Annotated in this window: 23 protein-coding genes; 4 read left to right on the top strand and 19 right to left on the bottom strand. The window is 46.4% G+C overall.

Features of this window, described 5'->3' with window-relative positions:
- Positions 1-30: 30 nt before the first annotated feature.
- The 6 genes from AB4Z30_RS12065 to cysT all read right to left on the bottom strand — a co-directional run bounded on the left by AB4Z30_RS12065 (position 31) and on the right by cysT (position 5,420).
- Positions 31-825, bottom strand: coding sequence for an MBL fold metallo-hydrolase (locus AB4Z30_RS12065; RefSeq protein ID WP_441926510.1), 795 nt, complete (start codon positions 823-825; stop codon positions 31-33).
- 233 nt (positions 826-1,058) lie between these two features.
- Positions 1,059-1,505 carry a hypothetical protein gene (locus tag AB4Z30_RS12060; RefSeq protein WP_441926508.1) on the bottom strand — a complete coding sequence of 149 codons (447 nt, stop codon included), beginning with the start codon at positions 1,503-1,505 and terminating at the stop codon, positions 1,059-1,061.
- 126 nt (positions 1,506-1,631) lie between these two features.
- Positions 1,632-2,699 (bottom strand): sulfate ABC transporter substrate-binding protein, encoded by a 1,068-nt coding sequence (locus AB4Z30_RS12055; protein WP_441926506.1) that lies wholly within the window; start codon positions 2,697-2,699, stop codon positions 1,632-1,634.
- A gap of 45 nt (positions 2,700-2,744) precedes the next feature.
- On the bottom strand, positions 2,745-3,809 hold the full coding sequence (locus tag AB4Z30_RS12050) for a sulfate/molybdate ABC transporter ATP-binding protein (RefSeq protein WP_441926504.1): 1,065 nt from the start codon (positions 3,807-3,809) through the stop codon (positions 2,745-2,747).
- A 1-nt stretch (position 3,810) separates the two neighbouring features.
- Complete coding sequence (locus tag AB4Z30_RS12045) at positions 3,811-4,608, bottom strand: sulfate ABC transporter permease subunit (protein WP_441926502.1); 798 nt, start codon at positions 4,606-4,608, stop codon at positions 3,811-3,813.
- On the bottom strand, positions 4,605-5,420 hold the full coding sequence (gene cysT / locus AB4Z30_RS12040) for a sulfate ABC transporter permease subunit CysT (protein ID WP_441926500.1): 816 nt from the start codon (positions 5,418-5,420) through the stop codon (positions 4,605-4,607). Before cysT ends, AB4Z30_RS12045 begins: the two co-directional genes overlap by 4 nt.
- Before the next feature lie 411 nt (positions 5,421-5,831).
- Between cysT and AB4Z30_RS12035 the strand changes: the two genes are divergently transcribed.
- The gene (locus AB4Z30_RS12035) at positions 5,832-6,233 is read left to right on the top strand and encodes a secondary thiamine-phosphate synthase enzyme YjbQ (protein ID WP_441926498.1); all 402 of its coding nucleotides are present in this window, start codon (positions 5,832-5,834) and stop codon (positions 6,231-6,233) included.
- A gap of 172 nt (positions 6,234-6,405) precedes the next feature.
- On the opposite strand, the gene AB4Z30_RS12030 is transcribed toward AB4Z30_RS12035, so the two are convergent.
- From AB4Z30_RS12030 to tkt, 5 genes are all read right to left on the bottom strand, one after another.
- Entirely contained in the window at positions 6,406-7,008 is a 603-nt protein-coding gene (locus AB4Z30_RS12030; RefSeq protein WP_441926496.1) for a TetR/AcrR family transcriptional regulator, read from the bottom strand.
- 5 nt (positions 7,009-7,013) lie between these two features.
- Positions 7,014-7,646: a YigZ family protein gene (locus tag AB4Z30_RS12025; RefSeq protein ID WP_441926646.1), complete on the bottom strand. Its 633-nt coding sequence runs from the start codon at positions 7,644-7,646 to the stop codon at positions 7,014-7,016.
- A 169-nt stretch (positions 7,647-7,815) separates the two neighbouring features.
- Positions 7,816-9,171: a glucose-6-phosphate isomerase gene (locus AB4Z30_RS12020; RefSeq protein WP_441926494.1), complete on the bottom strand. Its 1,356-nt coding sequence runs from the start codon at positions 9,169-9,171 to the stop codon at positions 7,816-7,818.
- 182 nt (positions 9,172-9,353) lie between these two features.
- Positions 9,354-9,671 (bottom strand): pyrimidine/purine nucleoside phosphorylase, encoded by a 318-nt coding sequence (gene ppnP, locus AB4Z30_RS12015; protein ID WP_441926492.1) that lies wholly within the window; start codon positions 9,669-9,671, stop codon positions 9,354-9,356.
- A 153-nt stretch (positions 9,672-9,824) separates the two neighbouring features.
- Positions 9,825-11,867: a transketolase gene (gene tkt, locus AB4Z30_RS12010; RefSeq protein WP_441926490.1), complete on the bottom strand. Its 2,043-nt coding sequence runs from the start codon at positions 11,865-11,867 to the stop codon at positions 9,825-9,827.
- Positions 11,868-12,399: 532 nt separating this feature from the next.
- On the opposite strand from tkt, the gene AB4Z30_RS12005 reads away from it, so the two are divergent.
- Positions 12,400-12,879, top strand: coding sequence for a hypothetical protein (locus AB4Z30_RS12005; protein WP_441926488.1), 480 nt, complete (start codon positions 12,400-12,402; stop codon positions 12,877-12,879).
- 106 nt (positions 12,880-12,985) lie between these two features.
- On the opposite strand, the gene purU is transcribed toward AB4Z30_RS12005, so the two are convergent.
- Together purU and AB4Z30_RS11995 are read right to left on the bottom strand one after the other, a co-directional pair.
- Complete coding sequence (purU, locus tag AB4Z30_RS12000) at positions 12,986-13,879, bottom strand: formyltetrahydrofolate deformylase (RefSeq protein ID WP_434752419.1); 894 nt, start codon at positions 13,877-13,879, stop codon at positions 12,986-12,988.
- Between the two features lie 66 nt (positions 13,880-13,945).
- Positions 13,946-15,052: a deoxyribonuclease IV gene (locus AB4Z30_RS11995; protein WP_441926485.1), complete on the bottom strand. Its 1,107-nt coding sequence runs from the start codon at positions 15,050-15,052 to the stop codon at positions 13,946-13,948.
- Between the two features lie 168 nt (positions 15,053-15,220).
- Between AB4Z30_RS11995 and AB4Z30_RS11990 the strand changes: the two genes are divergently transcribed.
- The gene (locus AB4Z30_RS11990) at positions 15,221-15,688 is read left to right on the top strand and encodes a DUF2621 domain-containing protein (RefSeq protein WP_441926483.1); all 468 of its coding nucleotides are present in this window, start codon (positions 15,221-15,223) and stop codon (positions 15,686-15,688) included.
- Between the two features lie 173 nt (positions 15,689-15,861).
- Positions 15,862-16,773 (top strand): TIGR01777 family oxidoreductase, encoded by a 912-nt coding sequence (locus tag AB4Z30_RS11985; RefSeq protein ID WP_441926481.1) that lies wholly within the window; start codon positions 15,862-15,864, stop codon positions 16,771-16,773.
- Positions 16,774-16,798: 25 nt separating this feature from the next.
- Here the strand turns inward: AB4Z30_RS11985 and AB4Z30_RS11980 are convergent, their stop codons facing one another.
- The 6 genes from AB4Z30_RS11980 to AB4Z30_RS11955 form a co-directional block, all read right to left on the bottom strand.
- Positions 16,799-18,523, bottom strand: a complete 1,725-nt coding sequence (locus AB4Z30_RS11980; RefSeq protein ID WP_441926479.1) for a DUF6382 domain-containing protein — start codon at positions 18,521-18,523, stop codon at positions 16,799-16,801.
- Between the two features lie 119 nt (positions 18,524-18,642).
- The gene (locus tag AB4Z30_RS11975) at positions 18,643-19,134 is read right to left on the bottom strand and encodes an A24 family peptidase (RefSeq protein ID WP_441926644.1); all 492 of its coding nucleotides are present in this window, start codon (positions 19,132-19,134) and stop codon (positions 18,643-18,645) included.
- 30 nt (positions 19,135-19,164) lie between these two features.
- A complete protein-coding gene (locus tag AB4Z30_RS11970) occupies positions 19,165-20,136 on the bottom strand; it encodes a pilus assembly protein (RefSeq protein WP_441926642.1) in 972 nt (323 codons plus the stop codon).
- A gap of 95 nt (positions 20,137-20,231) precedes the next feature.
- Complete coding sequence (locus AB4Z30_RS11965; RefSeq protein WP_441926477.1) at positions 20,232-22,472, bottom strand: hypothetical protein; 2,241 nt, start codon at positions 22,470-22,472, stop codon at positions 20,232-20,234.
- Positions 22,441-23,118: a TadE/TadG family type IV pilus assembly protein gene (locus AB4Z30_RS11960; protein WP_441926475.1), complete on the bottom strand. Its 678-nt coding sequence runs from the start codon at positions 23,116-23,118 to the stop codon at positions 22,441-22,443. The genes AB4Z30_RS11965 and AB4Z30_RS11960 overlap by 32 nt, the downstream gene beginning before the upstream one ends.
- A complete protein-coding gene (locus AB4Z30_RS11955; RefSeq protein WP_441926640.1) occupies positions 23,096-23,290 on the bottom strand; it encodes a Flp1 family type IVb pilin in 195 nt (64 codons plus the stop codon). Before AB4Z30_RS11955 ends, AB4Z30_RS11960 begins: the two co-directional genes overlap by 23 nt.
- Positions 23,291-23,330: the final 40 nt, after the last annotated feature.

Here is a 23,330-nt window from a genome sequence, read left to right as displayed (position 1 = left end):
ATTGCTGAATCCCGATTTCAACATTGAATCTTAACCCAGTGTCACTGTCATGCCTGTTCGAGCTATGGTGATGCCCCGATCCAGTTTATAATCCTGCCTTACATCTACATCATGTGACATATGTGTAAAATAAGTGTGTCCCGGCTTCAACTCTCGCAAAAGCTCCTGCGCCTCCTGCATATCATACACCGAACGCGCTGAAAACTCCGCCAGCTCATGCACAAAACTTGTGCCCAATACCAGTAGATCCAGTCCCTGTAACGGTCCCTTCTCGTCTTCCTTCAAATCTATAGCATCCGAACAGTAAGCCCAAGCATACCCCTTATGATCCAATCGATAAGCGTACGAGAATCCATTGTGTCCGTGACACACTTTCCAGGAGCGAATCTTCCATCCGCCGAGTTCAACTCCGTTGTCCGTTTCCAGAAAATCCATATGACGAGTAAGCCAAGGAAACTGTCCCTGGATGGTGACAATTACCTCACGCGGTGCATATAGCTTACCCTTCATGCCTAGCCAGCGGCAGGCATCCGCCCATTCCGGCAGACCACCAATATGATCAAAATGCGCATGTGTAATCAGTAACGTGTGCACCATCCGCATCCCTCGATTTTCCATCTGGGAACGCCAGTCTGGCCCGCAATCGATCATAAACATCCCGTCTTCATGCCTATCCCGAACGTAACCACCCTCATGGATCAGAACAGACGAGCGCTTCCGCCGATTTTCACCTGTAAGCCTGGCCTCCGTACACACCTCGCAATCACAATACACCCGTGGAACACCCATGGCATCGCCCGTGCCCAGAAATGTGAGCTGATTCATTCCGCATTCCCCTCTCGATGATTCCTGAAGCCGATTCAGCTCAGATCTGATGTCTATTCAATCGTAATCAACATGTCTTACCTCAAACATTCTATGTAAATTGTAATCCTCTACCTCCGCTTTTGCAAAAAAAAGACTCTCCCGCTGCAGCTCATAAACAGCTAGCGGGAAAGTCTGTCGTCTGACCTGAAGGGAAACTCAAGGTCAGACAATATCGTGCCGGATGTGTGCGCTCACACCAGCGCACGCAGTTTCAACGTCAGTTCACGGCCAGCAGGAACCTCTTGGGCATCCGTGATGACCCAGTTCCATGCGAGGCGCTGCTCCAACACCTCAGCCTGCGCTGCGGTCAATTGCAAACCGGTGATGATACCCTCACCCACCGTGAAATCCTTATCTGCTTGCAGATTAAATGCTTTTTCTAACCAGATACCAAGTCCGCCGCGAGTATTAAACGTAATTCGATACCCGTTCTGGAGAGCACCCTCCAGATTCTCACCATGCTCGTCCGCATAAGAGAAAAACGTATCGTACCGATAATGCTCCTCTGACACGCTATCAAATGCCGTTACATCCTTAGCTTGAATCGCTTTTAAAATATCCGCTTCTGACATGCCCTTGCCTCGGGCCTGCTCCAGTCTAATCGCTGTGCTTTGGGATAATTTGATCTCTGTACTCATTACGGTCACGCCTTTCTGCAATTACGATTATGCCATCATGTGCATTAGTCTACTTCCTATTATAACCTTTTCGCAATAAAAAACCTCCATCACGGCATGCCGCAAAATGAAGGTTCACATTAGCTGCTACAGTCCCGCCAGCACCTGATACCAGACTCCGCGCTTGGAATAGAGCGTCTTACGCACCTCATCCCATCCACCTAGATAGTTGATATCAAACAGTCCCGCTGGTGTCGGGAACGATTCTTTCGTCTCTGCAAATACATCCGGGTCTACGGAGCGGAAGCCGTGCTTCGCAAAAATACGCTGCGCTTCAGGTGTCCGCAAGTATGCGATAAATGCCTCGGCCAGCTCTCGATTGCCATGTTTGTCGGCGTATTTATCGACCACCACTGCAGGATTTTCGATGAGTATCGTATTTTTTGGCACCACGATATCATAATCTACACCCTTGGCAATTCGGGCAAGCAGCTCATTTTCATACGTCACGATAACATCGCCTACACCGTATTCAAACGCAGCCATCGAGGAACGGCCACTCTTGTCCAGCGATTCAACGTTCTGATGCACTTCTTCCAAAAATGCTTTGGCTGCGGCAGGGTCTTTCTTGCCTTCTTTCTCCTCCGACAACTTCAATCCTGCACCGTAAATAGCATTAATATCCCACTGTGCACCGCCGGATGTTTTCGGGTTGGGATACAACACCTTCACACCAGGCTTAGTTAAATCCTCGAAATCCTTGATGCCCTTCGGATTGCCCGCTCGTGTACCCAGCACAACGATTGAACGTGTAATCATGCCCTCATTCGGCGTTTGTTTCCAATCCGTGGTGACCAGCTTGGCCTTCACCAGTTTATCGATATCGCTTTCCATTGCAAGCAAGGCTACATCCGCTTCAAAACCACCAACGATCGCTCTCGCCTGTGTTCCTGAAGCTTCATAGGATTCTTGGAAGTTAACCGTTTGCCCCGTCTTGGCTTTCCATTCTGCCTGGAACTTGGGCAATAGTTCACCTACCGCATCCTTCGCTACGCTATATGCACCGATAACCAGTGTGCTCGAAGAATCTCCACTCGATACGGTGGCTGATTGTCCTTGCTCCTGCTTGCTGCATCCGGCAGTCACACAGACGAGCACAAGCATCAGGATCACGTATAGAGGTATACATTTCTTTTTGTTTTGGCTCGTCTGCATGGCTGCTCCTTCTTTCATTTCTACTTTATTCTAAAATAACAGGCTCTAGATCATGACAGGCATCGGATCTTCTTTCAGTCGGTTCTCAACAACCCAGCTCTCCGAGTCGTTGAACATATAGGCGCGGTGCACAAGCACACGAATCGTTTGCCCGATCTCCAGTGTCGTTTTCTCCAATGAGCGATAGGTGATGAGCTTGTGGCCCTCCACCTCAACTTCAACCATCCATTCACTACCACGGAAATGAAGATGTTTTACGATTCCTTTTTCCGTTGCAGACAGCATGGTGAATTCATTTTTGAGTCCAATCTCGATGTACTCCGGTCGGATCAGTGCACGCGTATTGCCACCTTGCACAGCATGTTCAAAACCTTTCAGCTGAGAAGCATCCTCTATCACCGTGGACTCACCAATAAAAGTCGCCACGAATGGAGTCTGCGGATTTTTATAAATATCCCAAGGGGTACCCTTTTGCTCTAAACGACCTTGGCTTATAATCATAATCTCGTCTGCGACTTCAATCGCTTCATCCTGGTCGTGAGTAACAAAGATGGACGTGATGCCTACCCGCTCGATCAGCTCACGCAGCCATGAACGAAGCTCTTGACGAATCTTTGCATCAATGGCGGCAAACGGTTCGTCCAGAAGCAGTAGCTGCGGCTCAGGCGCAAGCGCTCTGGCAAAGGCCACTCGTTGACGCTGTCCACCCGACAACTGGTGCGGATAACGCTGTTCGAAACCTTTAAGCCCAGTCAGCTCAACGAGTTCCATCACGCGATCACGAATCTGGGTTTTCGGTGTCTTTTTCACCTTGAGACCAAACGCAATATTATCAAAAACACTCATATGTTTGAACAACGCATAGTTCTGAAATACAAATCCAATGCCTCGTTCTTGAGGCGGCAGATGATTTACTACTTTTCCGTGGAAGCGGATCTCGCCCGAACCCGGACTCTCAAGCCCTGCGAGCATACGCAGAATCGACGTTTTCCCTCCTCCGCTGGGTCCAAGCAGCCCGATCAGATGGCCTTTGGCAATATCGAATGAGACATCCTTCACCGCATGAAAATCACCGAAATGTTTGTTCAGATCACGAACTTCTACATGCATCTCAATGCACTTCCTTTCGCTTCTTGGCCCATTCCATCAGGAGCAGTAGTCCTACGGAGAAGGTTACCAGCACCAATGCCACACCGTTTGCAGCTGACACGTTAAAATTCTCTACATCCTGATATACCAGCGTTGTTGCCGTCTGCGTTTTGTTCATAATGTTACCGGATACGACCAATACAGCCCCGAATTCTCCCAGTGATCGTGCTACCGTCAGAACCAGACCATAGACCACAGCCCAGCGAATGGAAGGCCATGTAACGCTCCAGAACGTTCTCCAGCCATAGGCCCCAAGTGTTGAAGCTGCTTCTTCCTGCTGGGAACCAAGCTCCTGCAGAACAGGCATGACCTCTCTTACCATCAGTGGAAACGTAACGAACAACGTGGCAATCACCATGCCCGGGAAAGCATACACCACATTAAATCCGATACCTTCAAAAAATCCTCCCATGATGCTGTTCGGTCCAAGCAACAGAACAATCATCAAACCGCCAATAACCGGCGATACAGCATAGGGCAGATCTACGATACTGTTCAACAGACCTTTCAACCGATCACTCAACCAGCCTGCGCGAACCAGATAGAGTGCCATCATGATGCCAAACAATGTATTTAACAGGGTAACCACCAGAACGACAAGCCCTGTCATCATCAGTGCGTGCAACGCTTCGGGACGCATAATACCTTTTATGAAACCACCTGCGCCATCCTCAAATGCTCCAATCAATATGCGACCAAGCGGGATGATCAGCAGAAGGATAAATACGGCAAATGTCAGTCCGATTAACAGTCTTTTCATCGTTTTCTCCCCCGCATCTGCACCAGATTGATCAGCCAGAGAATCAGGAAGGAGAGCGTTAGTAGCAACACGGATACCGCTGCCGCCCCTGTCGGGTTATCACTTTCAATCTCACCATAGATAAAAACGGAAGCCGTCAGCGTTCTACCCGGAATATTGCCAGCCACCAGCACAACGGCACCGAATTCAGCGAGCGCTCTGGAAAAAGCTAACATTCCGCCGCTGATCATGCCAGGAGCCATGGACGGCAGAATGACTTGCATAAATGTACGAGCCTTGGAAGCGCCCATCGTATACGAAGCCTCTTCTTCGGAAGGATCAATCTCTTCCAGCAAAGGCTGCACTGCCCGAATGACAAAAGGAAAGGTGACAAAGGTCATCGCGATCACAATCGCAGGCTGATGAAATACAATTTCGAACCCCATTGATTCAGCCAGTTTCCCAACAGCACTGATCGGGCCGAGCAACAACATAATCATCAGACCACCTACAGCTGTTGGTAATGCAAAAGGCAAATCGACAAGACTATTGAGAAATGATCTGCCAACGAATCGATATCTTGTTAGCACCCAAGCAATCATGGTTCCTAAGATCACATTAATTAAAGCGGCGACCACGGCCAAACGAACCGTTAACAGCACTGCCTTCCATGCGATCGGGTCCAAGATGCTCTCAGCAAAATTGCTCCATCCTTCAGAGAAGGAGTTGGCGTACACACCGATGATTGGAAGTACAATAAGTACGATAAAATATAACAATACGGTACTGCGAAAACCCCAAGTCCATCCCTTGTGACGAAGAACGGTGTTCATTACTGTGTTCCCTCCCAGCCTCCGGCTTTAGCTCCGGTCGGCAGTCTACCTGACTTCATACGACATTTTCCTAAGTTGGATAAGTTTACTTTATTATTATTCCCATTAGTCTACTTGGTTTTTTGCTTATCTGATACTTTACCAGTTTGCAGTGCTAATCGTCAATGCTTTTATTCGAACTATTCGATGCTCTTATTAAACAAATCTTACCTTTTTTTATAAATGATTTTATTACTTTCATTGGCGAAAATTCGTTCAATGTGATTACACATTTGTGTGTTAGCACGCATACATAAATCTTTTATGCACACACGTTATTCCGTGCGGTTTGTTAAGCTTCTAGTGATTAAGTTACAATCTAAGAAGAGTTAATATTGAGGCAGTCGATACTACGTGAAGGAGTGATCAGTGATGTTATATACGAAAAGCATATCAACATTTGCAAGAGATGAGATGAAGGATATCACACGGGAGGTAAAAGATGTTGTGCAAAGCAGCGGAGTACAGAATGGCACCGTGCTCATCTACTGTCCTCATACAACAGCCGGAATTGCCATTAACGAAAATGCAGACCCCGATGTTAAACATGACGTCTTGTTACGTCTCGATGAAGTGTATCCATGGGAACACCCTCAGTATCGTCATGCCGAGGGCAATACGGCCTCACATCTCAAATCAATAACTACCGGTCCATCACAGACTGTTATCCTGCATGAAGGCAGACTGCTCTTAGGACGCTGGCAAGGGATCTATTTTTGCGAATTTGATGGACCGCGTAACCGGGAATATTTCATTAAAATTATGGAAGGTTAATCATAGTTCTGAAGACAAACACAAACAGGCGATCCACCCTGTACCGGGGTTAGGAAGCGCCTGTCTTCGTCTTCTGCGTATAAGCAATATATCTTTCGCATGATAACGTAATAAAGAGTTAACGTTATGATCAATCACCGCCTTGAAGTGTAGGGGCAGACAAAAGCGGCAATTATTGCACGCCAGGCTGCTGACCCAAGTTACGGCACAATACTTTCACATGAGACAACGCAGAGGACTCCATCTCTGCAAACGTTAAACGGTCTTGAATATGATACGATATGAATCCGTGCATAGCCAGAAACAAAGTACGCGGCACATGCTCAATATCTTCTTCGGCACAGCCTTCTTCCTGCATATACTGCCGAATGATCGACGCGAACAGTTCGAAACAACGTCCCTGTTCCGTACGACAATAGGACAATAACTCCTCGTCCCGAATCATAAACATAATCTCGTATTGATATGGATGTTCCAGACCAAATCGAATAAACTCCATCAAAATATGCTCAACTTTGTTCACGCCGCCTGCAACCGGCCTGACCATGGCTTGCAATAGTAGATGTCCCAGATGGTTGAAATCCTCTACCACGATCGCATAGAACAACTCTGCTTTTTCCTTAAAATGATAATACAGCGACCCATGACTATACCCCAGATGCTGACCGATGCTTCGCATCGAAATGGCACGGTATCCTTTGGTAATAAAAAGATGCCTCGCCGCCTCCAGTATCCGCTCCCTCGACAACTCCTGTTCGACTGCTCTTCTAGCCATATATTTTATTCCCCTTCAATAAAATAAAGCCGCTGTCCCTCCGTGATCCGGGATTGCCCTTGCGTCAAATCCGTGATCCAGGCAATAAATGCCTCGGTTTCACTATCCGGCGGAAGACAAGTTAACGTAACTTTATCGGTGAAAGCAGTTTCACCTGTACGCACTTCCCGGCTTCTTAACTCATTTTCCACTTTCCCAAGCCACGTATAGTCCAGTTCTACAAACACTTCTCGATGCAGCAACTTGGTAATGGCTTCTCCTGCTTCAATCGCCGCTACAGCACCATCCGTATACGCACGGATAAGTCCGCCAGCACCAAGCATGATTCCACCAAAGTAACGTGTGACCACAATCGCTACATTCTTTAATTGCTGATTCTTGATCACTTCAAGAATGGGTTTCCCTGCTGTACCACTCGGTTCCCCGTCATCAGATTGCTTCTGGATCTCATCCCGCTCGCCAATCATGTACGCCGAGCAGTTATGTGTCGCATTCCAATGTTTTTTCTTGATATCATCAATAAAAGCAATGGCTTCTTCCTCGGTTGTGACCGGCATAATATGACCGATAAACCGTGATTTTTTGATCACGATTTCCAGTTGCCCCGATCCCCGAACCGTTCGATAACGTTCTATCATTTCCAATCCAACTTTCCTTAAATCATCCATTTTACAAGAAAGCAGTTCCCCGCATATTGCGGATGAACTGCCTTGGTTAATTTACATCCGGGAACCGACACCCTGCAAAGGGTCGCATTCCCGGATGGACTTAACTATCCTTATTTAACTATATGAGCAGAGCCCTGAATTATTCGGAAAGTCTCGCTTCAAGTGCTGCTTTCTCTTCTTCAAAGCCTGGTTTGCCCAGCAATGCGAACATATTTTTCTTGTATGCTTCCACACCCGGTTGGTCAAATGGATTCACACCCAGCAGATATCCGCTGATGCCGCATGCTTTTTCAAAGAAGTATACCAGATATCCGAACGAATATGGAGTCATATCTGGAATGTTCACAATCAGATTCGGAACTTGACCATCTGTATGTGCGAGCAACGTTCCTTGGAATGCTTTTTTGTTGACGAAATCCATCGTTTTTCCTTCCAGGAAGTTCAGGCCGTCCAGATCGTCCGCATCAGCTTCAATGGAAATGTGTTCGGATACTTCTGCGACTTGAATAACGGTTTCGAAGATGTTGCGGCTACCTTCCTGAATGAATTGGCCCATGGAGTGCAAGTCTGTCGAGAAATCCACCGATGCAGGATAGATCCCCTTGTAGTCTTTACCTTCACTTTCACCAAACAGCTGTTTCCACCACTCGGATACGAAGTGCAAGGACGGCTCGTAGTTGACAAGAATCTCTGTGCCTTTACCTTTGCGATACAATGCATTACGAACAGCTGCATATTGATAAGCTTCATTCTCAGCTACATTCGGATTACTGTATTCCTTGGAAGCGTCAGCTGCGCCTTGCATCATTTCTTCGATGCTGATCCCCGCTGTTGCGATTGGCAATAAACCTACAGCTGTGAGTACTGAATAACGTCCACCTACATCATCCGGGATGATGAAAGATTCATAACCTTCTTCATTCGCAAGCTTTTTGAGTGCTCCGCGCTCTTTATCTGTTGTTGCATAGATGCGTTTGCGAGCTTCCTCTTTCCCGTATTTTTTCTCCAGAGCTGCACGGAAAATACGGAAAGCAATGGCAGGTTCAGTTGTTGTACCGGATTTGGAAATAACATTCACGGAGAAGTCTTTGCCTTCTACCAGATCCAGCAAGTGTGTCACATACGTAGAGCTGATGTTGTTACCTGCAAAATAAATCTCAGGTGTTTTGCGTTTATCTTTCGGCAAGTTGTTGTAGAAAGAATGTGTCAGCATCTCGATCGCTGCGCGTGCACCCAGGTATGATCCACCAATACCGATAACGATCAGCACTTCGGAATCACTTTGGATTTTGGCAGCCGCTTTTTGAATGCGTGCAAATTCCTCTTTGTCGTATGCTGTCGGAAGGTCAATCCATCCGAGATAGTCGGAACCTGTTCCTGTACCGTTATGAAGTTGCTCGTGAGCCAACCGGATCGGTTCAGCGAAATAGTCTACTTCGTGCTGGTTTACAAATTGCAAAGCTGTACTATAGTCAAATGTCACTTTTTTTGCCATGATTTCAAAAACCTCCTGATATCGGTATAATAATTCCGTTTTCCATGTTAAACAACTTGTCCTAAGGATACTTCAAATCCACCCTGCTGACAAGCTTACGAATGAACTTGGCTATTAACAATCAAGAAGCAAAAAGGGCAAATCGAATCCGCAGCACTGCGGTTCGAGTTCCCCTTCTTGTGTTATTCCGCCGGGTACGAGCAAACGTAGTCGGTAACGCTGCGTATCTCCAGTTTAAATTTGGATTCAGCAGGCACGTGGAATGTAGCTTGGCCTTGAATCTCTTGCCACTCTTCTTCACCAGGAAGCAATACTCTCAGATCGCCCGACAGAATCTCCATAATTTCGTGGGAATCTGTGCCGAACTCATAGTTGCCTGGAAGCATGATGCCCAGTGTCACTTTGCTGCCATCCCCCAAAATAACCGTTCTACTGGTTACCTGACCATCATAATAAATGTTGGCCTTTTTCACTACACTGACTTGATCGAATTGTGACATGCGTACCCGCTCCCCTGAAGTTAATGAAAACAAAGGCAACACAGATCAGGGCAGCTACGCCGCCCTTGACTCTGCGGAAATAACAACTGTCATGAGCCAGAAGCGCCGGAAGACGTTCGGCCCATGACAGACGGTTGAAGTATAAAGTTCTTATTACAGCAATGCTTTTACGCGGCTAACTACGTTATCCACAGTAAAACCATACTCTTGGATTACACGGTCGCCAGGCGCGGAAGCACCGAATGTGCTGATTCCGAGAATGTCACCTTGATCTCCAACATATTTTTCCCAGCCCATTGGGTAAGCCATTTCGATCGCAAGACGAGCTTTAACATCTGGAAGAAGCACGGACTCTTTGTAAGCTTTGTCTTGTTTCTCGAACAGATCCCAGCTTGGCATGCTGATTACGCGAACTTGAATCCCTTGCTCAGCAAGTGCAGCTTGAGCTTTAACAGCGAGCTGTACTTCAGAACCTGTAGCAATGATTTGTGCTACTGCTTTACCGTCTTTAGCATCGGACACTACATAAGCACCACGTTTAACATTCTCACGTGCACCTTCTACAGTACCTTCGAGGATCGGCAAGTTTTGACGAGTCAGTACCAAGGCAACCGGATTGCTCTTGTTCTCCAGCGCGTAAGCCCAAGCTGCAGAAGTTTCGTTACCGTCAGCCGGACGAATCACTGTCAGATTTGGGATGATCCGCAGGGAAGCCAATTGCTCGATCGGTTCATGTGTAGGACCATCTTCACCAACAGCGATACTGTCGTGAGTCAGAACATACGTTACTGGCAGGTTCATCAGTGCAGCCAAACGAACAGCCGGACGCAAGTAGTCGGTAAATACGAAGAACGTACCGCCGAATACTTTCACACCGCTGTGCAGTGCCATACCGTTCATCGCTCCAGCCATACCGAATTCACGGATACCGAAGTAGATGTTACGGCCGGAATAGTCTTCCGGGCTAAAGTTGGTCAGGTTGTTCAGGTGAGTCATTGTGGAGCTTTCCAAGTCAGCGGAACCACCTGTCAGATGAGGCACATTGTGTGCAAGACCGTTCAGAGCGTTACCGGAAGCTACACGCGTAGACAATGCTTTGTCTGTTGCCGCATATTTCGGCAGATCACGATCCCAGCCTTCTGGAAGGTCACCGTTGATCGCTGTTTCGAACTGAGCAGCCAGTTCAGGGTATGCTTTTTTGTACTCAGCAAATTGCGCGTCCCAAGCTTTGTTTGCAGCAATACCGTTCTCTTTTACTTGAGCAAAGTGATCGCGAACTTCAGCTGGTACGTGGAAGTTTTCTTCGTACACCCATTTATAATATTCTTTAGTCAGTTTAGCTTCTTCTGCACCCAGTGGAGATCCGTGAGTACCGCCGTGGCCGCCTTTACCTTGTTTGTTCGGGCTACCGTAACCGATAACGGTTTTCACTTCGATCAATGTAGGACGCGCTGTATCTGCTTGACCTTCTTTGATTGCTTTTTCAATTGCAGGCAGATCGTTACCATCTTCAACACGCAGTACTTGCCAGCCGTAAGCATCAAAACGTTTGGCGATGCTTTCGGAAGAAGACAGATCGAGTTTACCATCGAGCGTAATGTCGTTGGAATCGAACAACATGATCAATTTGCCAAGGCCCAGACGTCCAGCCAGGGAAGCTGATTCATGAGATACGCCTTCCATCAGATCGCCATCACCGCAGATTGCATATGTGTAGTGATCAACAACGTTGAATTTGTCTTTGTTGTAAGTTGCGCCCAATTGAGCTTCAGCCATGGCCATACCAACTGCCATCGCAATACCTTGACCGAGTGGTCCGGTTGTCGCATCAACACCAGCTGTATGTCCGAATTCCGGGTGACCCGGAGTTTTGCTTCCCCATTGACGGAATTGTTTCAACTCTTCCATTGGAAGGTCGTATCCGCTCAGGTGCAGCAAGCTGTACAGCAACATGGAGCCATGTCCTGCGGACAGCACAAAGCGGTCCCGGTTAATCCAAGTAGGGTGGTCCGGGTTATGAGTCATCGTTTTTGCAAAAAGCTGGTACCCCATCGGTGCGGAGCCCATCGGCATTCCCGGGTGTCCGGAGTTTGCCTTCTCAATTGCATCAATCGCCAAAGTACGTACGGTTGTAATCGACAGGTTGTCAATTGTAGTGTTCTCGTCCTTTTGAATCGCTTCGTTCTTGTCAGTCATGGTTTGTCCTCCTCATGTCTTTAGATAAGTCGGGTGCGCAAGCGAATCCCTCTCATCATACAAGCAAACCGCATAAACAATAAGTGAATCCGCTTGAATGTTTCATTTTGACTTATTCACTTTTGTATTGTATCACTTGACGTGAAGCTTTTCCATAACCTTCTTTTAGAAAGTTACGGAAAATTCAGGTGATCATCATGAAATCTTGCTAGGGTGTGCCTGAATACGCTGAAGAAAGCCAATTTTGCCGAATTTTCCTTCCAAGCCAGGAAGTTTACCGCAGGCGTGCCGAGGCACGTCAAGGGAAAGTAACGCAGCAGGAGCAAAGAGGCAGTAAAAGATGCACTTCAGTCGGTTTCAAGATACGCCCTAATCCATCGGATGAAGTATAACCTTTAACTCGAAAACCATACACATTTTAGCGATTAACGTGAAATTTGCATGTTCTGATCAACATCTCTGGATTCGAAAGCATGGTGAGCGGTTTATTTTTCAAATAATAGAAATGCTTCATCTTTAAGGGGGGGTTGAAATGTCAGATGCTGTGCAACACCCGTCTCATTCTTTAAAATCATCATTACCCTGGTTATCCGGGATCATAACCGGAATCGTCAGCGGTGTTGTGCTGGGATTGTTTCTAAAAGCTGTTCAGACACTAACTGGTGAAAAGGTATATACCTTGTTGTTGAACATCGATTTTGTGCCAGGGCTTCCTCCGCAGTTGCCGGAATGGATCGAATTTTCCCTGCACCTTGTTGTTTCAGTTGTCATCGGGATTTTCTACATCTGGTGGATCAGACGTTCAGGCCGTCCAGTCAGAAGAGGAATATTTATCGGTGCCGCCTCTTCCCTGCTCTATCTCCCTTTGTCTCCGTTATCCTCACGTGTGCCTGATCTGAATGACGCTGGTGCCATTTTCTACTGGGTAGTTGGTCATCTTCTTTTTGGTGCTTTGCTAGGTCTATTCGGAAAATACATGCACGCCAAAAAGCGGCACCAGGTTCATCGTTGAACCGGAGCCGCTTGGCTAATAATGCATCATTCTCTGAGTGATTACATCTAATTCTCTTGCGAGGTTACGGATCAACCTTGCGCAGTATTAAAGTGTAAACTTAGACTTAAAATACAACTGTTTTATTTTCATGTACAAGAACACGGTCTTCCACATGCCATTTCACAGCACGCGCAAGCACAACACGTTCAATGGTACGTCCAATGCGTTTCAATTCAGGTACATTATCCCCATGGCTTACACGCTGAACGTCCTGTTCAATGATCGGGCCACCATCCAGCTCTTCCGTTACATAATGCGCCGTTGCGCCAATGATTTTAACACCACGGTTATAAGCCTGAGCATACGGTTTTCCTCCGACAAAAGCCGGCAAAAACGAGTGATGAATGTTGATAATGCGATTGCGGTAATGCTCGATAAACATCGGAGAGATAATCTGCATATAACGGGCAAGAATAATCACATCCACATCATCGCCGATGACTTCCAGCTGACGTTGCTCCGCTTCTTTTTTCGTATCCGCTGTAACCGGGATATGGTGATACGGGATGCCGAATGATTCCACATAGTCCTTCATGTCCAGATGGTTGCTGACTACAAGTGCAATATCCGCGTCGAGATCACCCGCCTGCCATTGCCAGAGTAACTCTACCAGACAGTGATCCTCTTTGGATACAAAAATAGCCAGTCTTTTTTTGCGGCTTACTGCGGAAAGAGACCACTCCATCTTGAAACGTGCCGCAACTTCGGCAAAATCTGCTTCCAGCTTCGCCAGATTGCTCTCCAGCTGCGGAAGGTCGAATTCGATCCGCATAAAGAACATGCCACCTGCCGGGTCCATCGTATACTGGTCAGACTGTACAATGTTGGCACCGTGCTGGTGCAAAAAGTGTGATACCGCAGCTACAATTCCTGGACCGTCCGGACAGGAAATAAGCATACGCGCTCGATTGGCGCGGTTTTGATCATCAGGTCGTGTTTGTTTCGCATGAATCTCCATCGGGTTAATCTTCCTCCTTAATTAGACAAAACATACATGAACTATATCAGGCAAGACTTGCAGGGATTACCCTGCAAGCCAAGCAATCAAGCGATGATTGATTTGTTCTTCATTCAAATGCGGGAACAATGATGCCTCCGTTACCATGTCATACAAACGTTCCAGCGGTTCACGCGGATCAGCTTTTTTGGCTTTGGCATCATTTTTGAGCAATGTCCACACGTCAAGCACATAAGCACGGGAATCCAGCTCTTGCCCTTTGAAGAAATGCTTCAGTTGCTCTACTTCACTCAGGAACTCCTGACCGAAACGGCCTTCCACGTCGCCTCGCAGCAAAGCGATTTCAATTTCATACATTGGTCGCTGCGTTTTAGCATCTTTACCAATCCACGGCGTCTCCAGGATGAATGGACGATTATGCAGTTTCTCATGGTTTACAATGCGGTTGATGGCTTCAAAACCAATCCAGCCTGACCCAATCGGTGTATGACGGTCTTTGTGTGCGCCGATAGCATTTTTGCTATCGTTAATGTGCATTACAGCAATACGATCAAGTCCAACCGTTCGATCAAAATGATCAAGTACACCATCCAGATCATTGACAATGTCATAACCTGCATCATGAATGTGACATGTATCCATACACACAGTCAGACGTTCGTTATGTTTCACTTTTTCAATAATCTGTGCAAGTTCCTCGAAACTGCGTCCCATCTCGGTTCCTTTGCCAGCCATCGTCTCCAGCGCAATATTCACATCGGTCTCCTGAATGCCATCCAGCACTTCATTCAAACCTTGTGCGATGCGTTCGATACCGTAATGAGCATCCTTGTCCGTAAAAGCGCCAGGATGCAATACGATGTTTTTCACACCAATGGCGTGAGTACGGCGAATTTCCTCTTGAAGGAAGTCCACAGCCAGTCCATATGTGCTGTCCTTGTAAGAGCCCAGGTTGATGATATAAGGAGCATGCACAACAATTTCCTCAAATCCGCCTGCCTGCATGGCCAGCTTGCCTTCCTCAATAAACATGGATTCAATAGGCTTACGGCGTGTATTCTGCGGTGCACCCGTATATATCATAAACGAACTGGAACCGTACGAGGACGCTTCCTTCGTTGCACTTAATAATCCCTTGTCCGAAAAGGACACGTGGGAGCCAATTTTCAGCATCAATAGATCCCCCTTTTTCTGAATTATCCCTTATCATAACGCGATTATCGAAATAAATCTAGAAATGCGATATAATTCGGATGAGAGGCTATTTTTGACAGCTAATTACAGAATATAAGACGCATTATTATCATGCCGTGAAAATCAATAAACCGAGGTGATTCCGCAATGATTTTTAATATCTACGCCCAGCTTTTAACGAACAGCTCCCCTAGTAACTGGTTTATGAACACAATTGCTTTCTGGACACTTGTGTTGCTAGGTAGCATGTGCATTGGTGGATTTTTCATGATGCGTAAGTTCCTGAAGGTGCTGCCCAAGGCAGACGGAAAGTCGAAGCTGGATTGGCAGAATTACTGGGTCGAAACAAGCCGTCACTTGTGGACAGATGAAGCCAAAGCTTTTTTGGATCAACTGGTTGAGCCTGTGCCTGGACCATTTCGCGATATTGCCAAACATTCTATTGCTGCTGAGATTGGTAAAATCGCCGTGGAAGATCATGCGACCGAAGTGTCAAGAGATCATTGCATTAAAGGTTATATCATTGCGACACCTAAACGGGACAACAAATTTCTGGTGAAATTTTTGGAGAAAAATAAAATCGACTACACTCCTTATCGCCATTTGATGAAATAATCTTTGGATGAATTATAACGTATGAACCGATTGGAAAATAAAGCAGGCCAGCATCGTTAGAAATGGCACCAATTTGGTTAAATTAAACACATATTAGCTCCGCTTGGTAAGTCCTGTTCACTCATTTAACTTACCCTGCGGGGCTTTTTGACCCATTAGAGAGGATGTTCAATATGAAAATTGCTATTTGTGGAGGAACCGGATTCGTCGGAGGTGCACTTGTAGATTACTGGTTGCAGGCCGGACATCATGTGAAAGTAATCACTCGTAAGCTGCCTGACATGCATAATCCGAGTAAAAACCTTACATATATATCTTGGGAACAGCTTGAAGAAACACCGCAGAAACTGGAAGGTTTCGAGGCTCTGGTGAATCTTGCGGGCGAGACATTGAACCAGCGCTGGACAACGAAGGCTAAGCTGGAGATCGTAGAATCCAGGGTTACGACCGTTGCCCGGGTTGCCAGACTGGTAGAATCACTAAAACAAAAACCGGAAGTCGTTGTTCAGGCTTCGGCCATGGCAATCTACGGAACTTCACCCGATGAAACCTTTGATGAGAGCAGTCCGCAAAGGTCGATGAATTTCCCTTCTCGCGTCTCGGAGCAGTGGGAAGTTGCTGCGGATGCCATCCGGGATGTAAGACTGGTCAAAATCCGGGTCAGTCTCGTTCTGGGTCATAAAAAAGGGGCATTCCCGTTGATGAAACTTCCGTATATGCTAGGATTTGGCGGCAAGATCGGCAGCGGCAAACAGTGGACCAGCTGGATTCACATTATGGATATTGTTCGATTGATTGACTTCACTATTCATAACAAAGAGATTTCGGGTCCAGTTAACGCTTCTTCGCCCAACCCGGTGACTAATGATGAATTCGGCCGTACCGTTGGTAAAGTCTACCATCGTCCTCATTGGTTCCCTGTACCAAGCTTCCTGATCAAAACACTGGTTGGCGAACTATCCGTCGTTGTGCTTCAAGGGCAGCGGGTCATTCCGCAAAAAGCTTTGGATCACGGTTTTAAATTTACCTTCCCTACATTGACCGAGGCTTTGGAGGACCTGAAGCATCGCGGGTTGTCAGACTAGACGGGAAAACAAAACGCTGTAATGTTCATCCTGCCACTCGATAAACGTAGACCGATTCGGCCAGGATGAACGTATCCCCGTCCGTCAGTGGATATTCTTTGTAAGGAGCCAGCAGGTTTCCTTGAAGCATCGTACCGTTAACGGAGCCCAAATCTTTGATCACATAACCGGATTGGCTTCGGCTCAATTCCACATGAGCACGGGATACACCTGTCGAACTATCCACACATTGAACCATATCTACAGCTCTTCCAATGACAAAAGAGGCTCCCCTCACTTCTACACGTTCGCTCCGTTCACCTTTGTTTAATGTTCGTTCCAGATAATAAGATGGTACATTAGTACTTTTACTTTCCGTCGCTGAGGGCGCCAGTTGCTGAAGGTTGACTGTTGCCTCTACGGCTGGAGCCGTGAATTTGAGCCCTGAAGTGATAACACTCTCTTCCCTCTGCTCCTCTGCATATAATGATTCGGACAGGTCTGGACGAGAAGGCATACGCTCTTCATAAACAGATTCTACAGGTAAAACATCTATAGAGGGCTCATTTTCTTTTTTGGACTGGTCAACCGCATTCCAGCGCCAGCTCTCCTGATACATCTCCTCTTCGGTTTGAGATCCCTTATCTTTTTTCTTGCCCAAAATGGATAATGATAAAAAATTAAAATGATGAATGCCAGATTCATTCCGAGAACTACCCATTTTCTTCCACATCCAACTTACCACTGCAATCAACCCTAGACTTAGCGATATAGAGAGAATCAATCCGTTCTGCCCCGGCTGTTCCATGTAGATAAATCTCCATACCAATGCCATGGCGAGCATACAAATTAGCCAGATATATGTTGTACGTGAGGAGTTAGGAGCAGAAATTTGCTCTTCGATCTCCATGTTTTCTTGTTGTGTGGAAGCAAATAAAGGTGAAGGTGACTCTATGCGAGTAGAGTCCTGTCTCTGATGAATACGGGGTGAGTTAACAACAGAAGATTGTCCCGCTGTTCGTCTGTGTAAAAAAGATTTTGGACCGCGATGGATGTCGTCCACATCTAAATTCGGCTTAATGAAGTGCTGTTGCTGACGCAGATGAACCTCTGACTGCTCTGTATCAGGCTTATTGTAATTAAAGTTTGCCTCGTTTCTCTTTTCTAGCTGCTGAATGTCTCTTGGTCGTATCAAATGACCTGCACACAATTCCAGTAAAAGCTCACGTAACTGCTGAATATCCCACCGCTCGTCATCACATAGTTGCAACACACGCTGTATGCCCTCTCCTTGCAATTCCTGAACATGTGCCATAAGCCTGATCACCAGATCACGGAATAACTGCGGAGTGCGATCCTTCTGCTGAGTGTTCATCATGGGCACGTAAACTAAACCAAGCTCCCCCTGCTCAATAGATCCTTGAATGAAGATATAGTCCTCCTGAACCCATAAATTTTTCGGCTCCAGCATGTACTGTCTGCACTCTATAAGCGTATCTGCCAACTGGAATAAAAGATGGTACAACACGGGCAAGCCGATCTGACCTGACTTCAACATCTGAGACAACATCTTATAACCGGAGATGTCATATTGCAGCGTAACATTTTGATCAATCTCCCGTGTATGCACTGACAGAAAACGGGGAATCCGATTGGACAATAACATTCCGATCTGTACTCTGCTGAGCTCCTCCATACGCAATCCGTCTGCTTTTTCCAATATCATAAATGCTCCACCATTACGTACAAAATCCCTCGTTAATCCATACATGCCGATCCTCACTTTCCATTGCTATTAATAAATTAAACGAATGATTATTCGGACGGTTACTAAGGCGATAGAACAACCTTCCAAAGGCTGTTATCCCTAGTACTCCCGTGACAGAACAACTATCCAGTCATATAAATCCATGAACTGATGAAACCCGGCAGCACAGCAAGCATAAACGGAAACTTCAATGTTTTGTCGTGACTCACCAGTTTAAGAGAACCTAGCTTAAAGAAACTAATTAGATTAAATGCCATGCTACGTATTCGCTTCGCCGCACCTCTGCGAAATAATAGAATGACTAAACCAATCACGCCAGCGTACAAGATCGAGTAGATGATCACATGTACACCAAATGTAAATCCCGTCCACGCACCTATACCCCCAAACAATTTCACATCTCCTGCTCCGACTGCACCAATGGCGTACATCAAAAACAACATCCCAAAACCGGCGGCAAATCCAGCTAAAGAGAACACCATACCATCCCAACCTCCCCACGCAAGATGTGTTACCACCCCCGTTACCGTTACGGGCAGAGTCAGCCGATTTGGGATTTTCATAGAGCGTATATCCGTTACGAAAGCGACCAGAAGATATACACAACAGATCATATAAAACCATCCCACCTACATCATCTCTCCTTATTTTCTGGATGCTACTGTGAACGAAGTTTCCGTCGTGGCACCTTCAGCCGTCTCTACTACAAAACTCCATGTGCCTTCCGTTGTTCGAGTGCCAACAAACCACGTCCACTCTATCACTCCATTTTCGTCGGCAGCGGCCCAGCCAATATGCTTCGCGGAACTCTCACCAGACTTGTAAAAAATCGTGAGATTAGCCGTCGATCCCGGCTCGACTTGCACCTTTATCGTTGCATTGTTCCCTATAAATGCTGGGTCAGGCTTGGATAAAACGGTTGCTGCTCCAGCATTGTTTCCTTTCCCGTCTCCGTTACCAGACCCCTCTCCTGTATCACCGATCCATATCCGTTCTGCCGCAGCGGCCTGAATACGAAGAGGTTTACCAAGAAAAGGAATCTTCACAGGCAGCTCATAACTTAGCTCAAGCCTGAAATATGGATTCGTTTTATTCTTCAGATCAGGAACGGACACTCCGTTAACGTGAATCCGTTCCATGTCCAGCAGTGTAGTTTCAACAAAAGGTTGCATCAACGGCTTCACGACAGGGTCAAGTACCACTTCCAGTGCCGACGTTTTGATTCGTTGTAACGGTTCTTCACCATGCTTTGCCGCCGCTCGCACCCAGTCACTCAGAGGTGCAGGTAATGATGAAGCGTAATCATCCGCCCATTCTGTCAGGGAAAGTTCAGGCCACTTCCAACTCTCCTTCGAGTTCTCGCCTCCTGCAGAATCGGAAGGGGTGAATACTAGCGAGACCGGATATACCTTTGTTGACAGCTGTTTTACCGTTTCACCCGCTGTACTTTGAAGAGCAGTTGAGATCAACGTCATCTGAACTATAAAGATAAGGAACAGAATAAAGAATAAAAAAACAGGCAGAACCAATGAAGCCTCTAACACCATACTGCCCTGTTCTTTTTGGGATTCAATCATCTGTTTTCTCAGTGACTTCAAGCGCTCCAATCTGCTGATCCGCTCGATCCGATGTTGCATCTGCAGACTTGTCCTTTCACTCTGAACCCGAACCCGTTTATCCATCGTGCCTCCATTAACATGTTTCCACCTGTTCAATAGGAATAATCCGCCTTCCGCTCAATGAAAAACCGTCCATTTTGAACTTGATCCTCACTGCCTATTGCTGTGCCAATACTCTGCACGACCCCGGGTAAAAACCATAGTTTGATGCTGCTTCGCATCTGTCCGGATGCATAGGTCTGCTTCTCATCCGGGTTTACACCCGTATTCAACCGGATCAAAGCAAGCATTCGTGACATCTTGCGGTCATTATTGCTGTGTATAAGCAGGAACAATCGCAAATGATCCTTGTACGTCAGTTTCACCTTGATATATTTGGATAATTCAACACTGCCGTCTTTCGCCAGCTTCACCATATCTTCTATAGCGTGCGTAATTCCGTATAGGATCGCAGCAGACAAAACAAGGAGCGGATTTCCCAGCTTACTGTTCTCAGCAAGTCCTTCAGCTGTGCGAATGGCTAGACGCATGCCGAAGATTTCCGCATATGCAGACGCGATGTTACCTGAAGGATTATGAAATCCGTATATGATATATTCCAGCTCCTGATTCTCCAGCTTGAACACATCCTTAGCATCTCCACTGCCCTCCGTCCAAGAGAACAGTTGACCAAAATCCATTGAGTTAAAATAAGCAAGTGCATATTCATTCTGAAACAACTCATCCCCAAGGCCATCAAGTAGTCCAGACATTCCGCCAAACAGATGATCCATGCCCTTCATCGCGCTTCCACCAGAATCATAAGGATCACTTTCAATCTCAGTCTTTTCCGCTTGCTCGGAGATTCTTTCATTCAACGCAATGTTGGCTTCATAAAACTGTTCGAGCTGTTTGAATGCCTGCCTCGAACCGGAACTTCCTTTTTCAATTTGGGTCAATATTCGTTTCATTTCTTTCAATTTCCCTTTAGACTGCTTGTCATTCTCTTTACGCTGGGCATCCGATCCACGGCCGTTTTCAAGTTCACGTTTACTTTGTGTAATGAGATTGGAAGGGCCGGTTCTCCCGTAGGTATCCATATATCGTTCTGCAGTCTGACTTGCCTGCCTGACCGCTGGTTTAATGGGGACACCACCCATCCCCGTCACATTACGAAGCTGTACATTAAGTTCCAAACTATCATTTCGCACACTGGAGAAGTCTGTAATTTGCGAATGAATACGAAACTTTAATCGTTCAAACAAAGCTCCCTCTCTCACAAGCTCCGAAGCGAGCGAACGAGCACTTTTGGCTTCATCGCCTGAACCTGCTGATGGAGGAGTTGTACCAGGGAGGGCAGAATTTCCTACGTTTTCATAACTGGCACTCTCGGAACGGCTTTCTCCTTCTGCGATCACCCGTTTCATTTCTTCATTAATTTCTTGAGCCTCATCAATCTTGGCCTGTGCTTCCGCAAGCTTGGACTGATGTGCCTGTTGTGCTGGCTGTATAATCATGCTGATACCTGTCACGATTTGATTTACCCCTGTTCGGTAACGTCCCAATTCCAATATGTACAGCTGTTCATTCAAAGGTAACCCTTCATCTGCCTGTTTCTTGCTTAAGTAATCGGCATAACGTGCAGCTCCTTCAGCTGCTGTCTCTGGTGCTGCTTCAAGCATTTCTTCATAGATGGCCTGAGCAGGCGGTTTCATAATCAGGTCTGGAAGTTTCGTCAGCTTCTCGGCGGATTGCACCTGATTGGCGATAGCTTCATCCAGCAGTTTCTCACGTTTGTCATAGAGCTTTTGCAATTTTTTCAACAGATCAACCGTATGCGCCGCTTCCTTCATCTCGTCCGACATCGGCTTGAATCGATTAATAACTTCAATAGCAAAATCAACCGGAGCTCTATACTTCATGTCTTCCTGAATTTGACGATTAAACATATCATACCTGCCCAGTTGACGTTCCATGCGGAGTGAAGTCGTGTCCCATTGAATATCCAGTATCGGGAAACGATCTTTCACAGACGAAGGTTTCACACTATCATTTAAGACTTTAGCCATGATTGCATCTCCGCTGCTATCCCCATATGCAAACAATCCATACTCTCGAAGTGAAGTGTCATAAGCTGACATAACCGATCTCATCGCAGCATGTACCATACGCTCAGTTTGCACTTTGAAAGCCGCAATTCGCGCATAATCAATAAATATCGCTACAAACATATACACACCAGCCAAGATTAAGATGAGAAATAAAGTTACCGCTCCAGCTTCACCATCTTTTTTTCTGAACAGTGCTTCCCTCCTCCTTTGCTTATTTCTTGCTTTTACCAAAATACTGTACAACTTGTCCTGCTTCTGCAGCCGAAACGGCGGCCTTTCCGCCTTTACCTTTAAACTTTGCACCGTAATAACGGGCTAAATCCACCGTTCGGATGAACTCGACCGGTTCTACAACTGCAGAGGAACCCTCTGTGAGCACACGATTGCCTGAATTGAATAAAAATGAGGGCAGCGGTAGAGATATGACCTGCTCAAGCCTAGTTGTGACTTTCCGCTGGATCAGCATATTTTGATACATCATTGTGCCTTTCATGGCTGAAGGCATATGACCGGAGGCTTGTGTTAATTTCTTTTCCGAAAGATTCCCGTCTTCACCTCCAGGTATAGAAACACTAATCTCATTATCCGCTCCTGCCCATCCAAACAAAGCGCCCAATAACCGATCATCGGTTAACCGCCAGTACAGATGATCATAATCTCCAGCAGCATACTCACCTGTCAGTGCCTGCTTGCTACTGTTGTCCCAGCTATAGGCAGCTCGTTCCGAAGCCGCATAGGCATGCTGATTCAAAAATGTTTTTTGATACATGTACATGGTGAAGAAAAGCAGAAGCACAAGGATAAACAATATGATTGGGAAGACCAGGGAAGCTTCGACGGTGAAGCTTCCTTCTTCCTTTTCAAGCTTATTTACCCGGGAAGAAATCATTACTTTTTGTATCCACTTTTGTAAGCAGGCTTGTAATTAATCGTGTGATTTCATTTTTAAAGATCAGCGCAATAATGATAATCACACCGATAATTAGAATCAGTTCCAACGTACCCAACCCGTCCTCTTCTTTCCATAATCCAGCTGCCTTGTTCTTTACCACTTCACTCATCTGGCCTCTCACTCCAATCATCTGATTTTTCACTTTAATC

The sequence above is a fragment of the Paenibacillus sp. 2TAF8 genome (assembly GCF_052114825.1).
Taxonomy (GTDB): Bacteria; Bacillota; Bacilli; order Paenibacillales; family Paenibacillaceae; genus Paenibacillus.
Note: the sequence above shows the minus strand (reverse complement) of the source record. Positions and strands in the feature narration are given on the sequence as shown.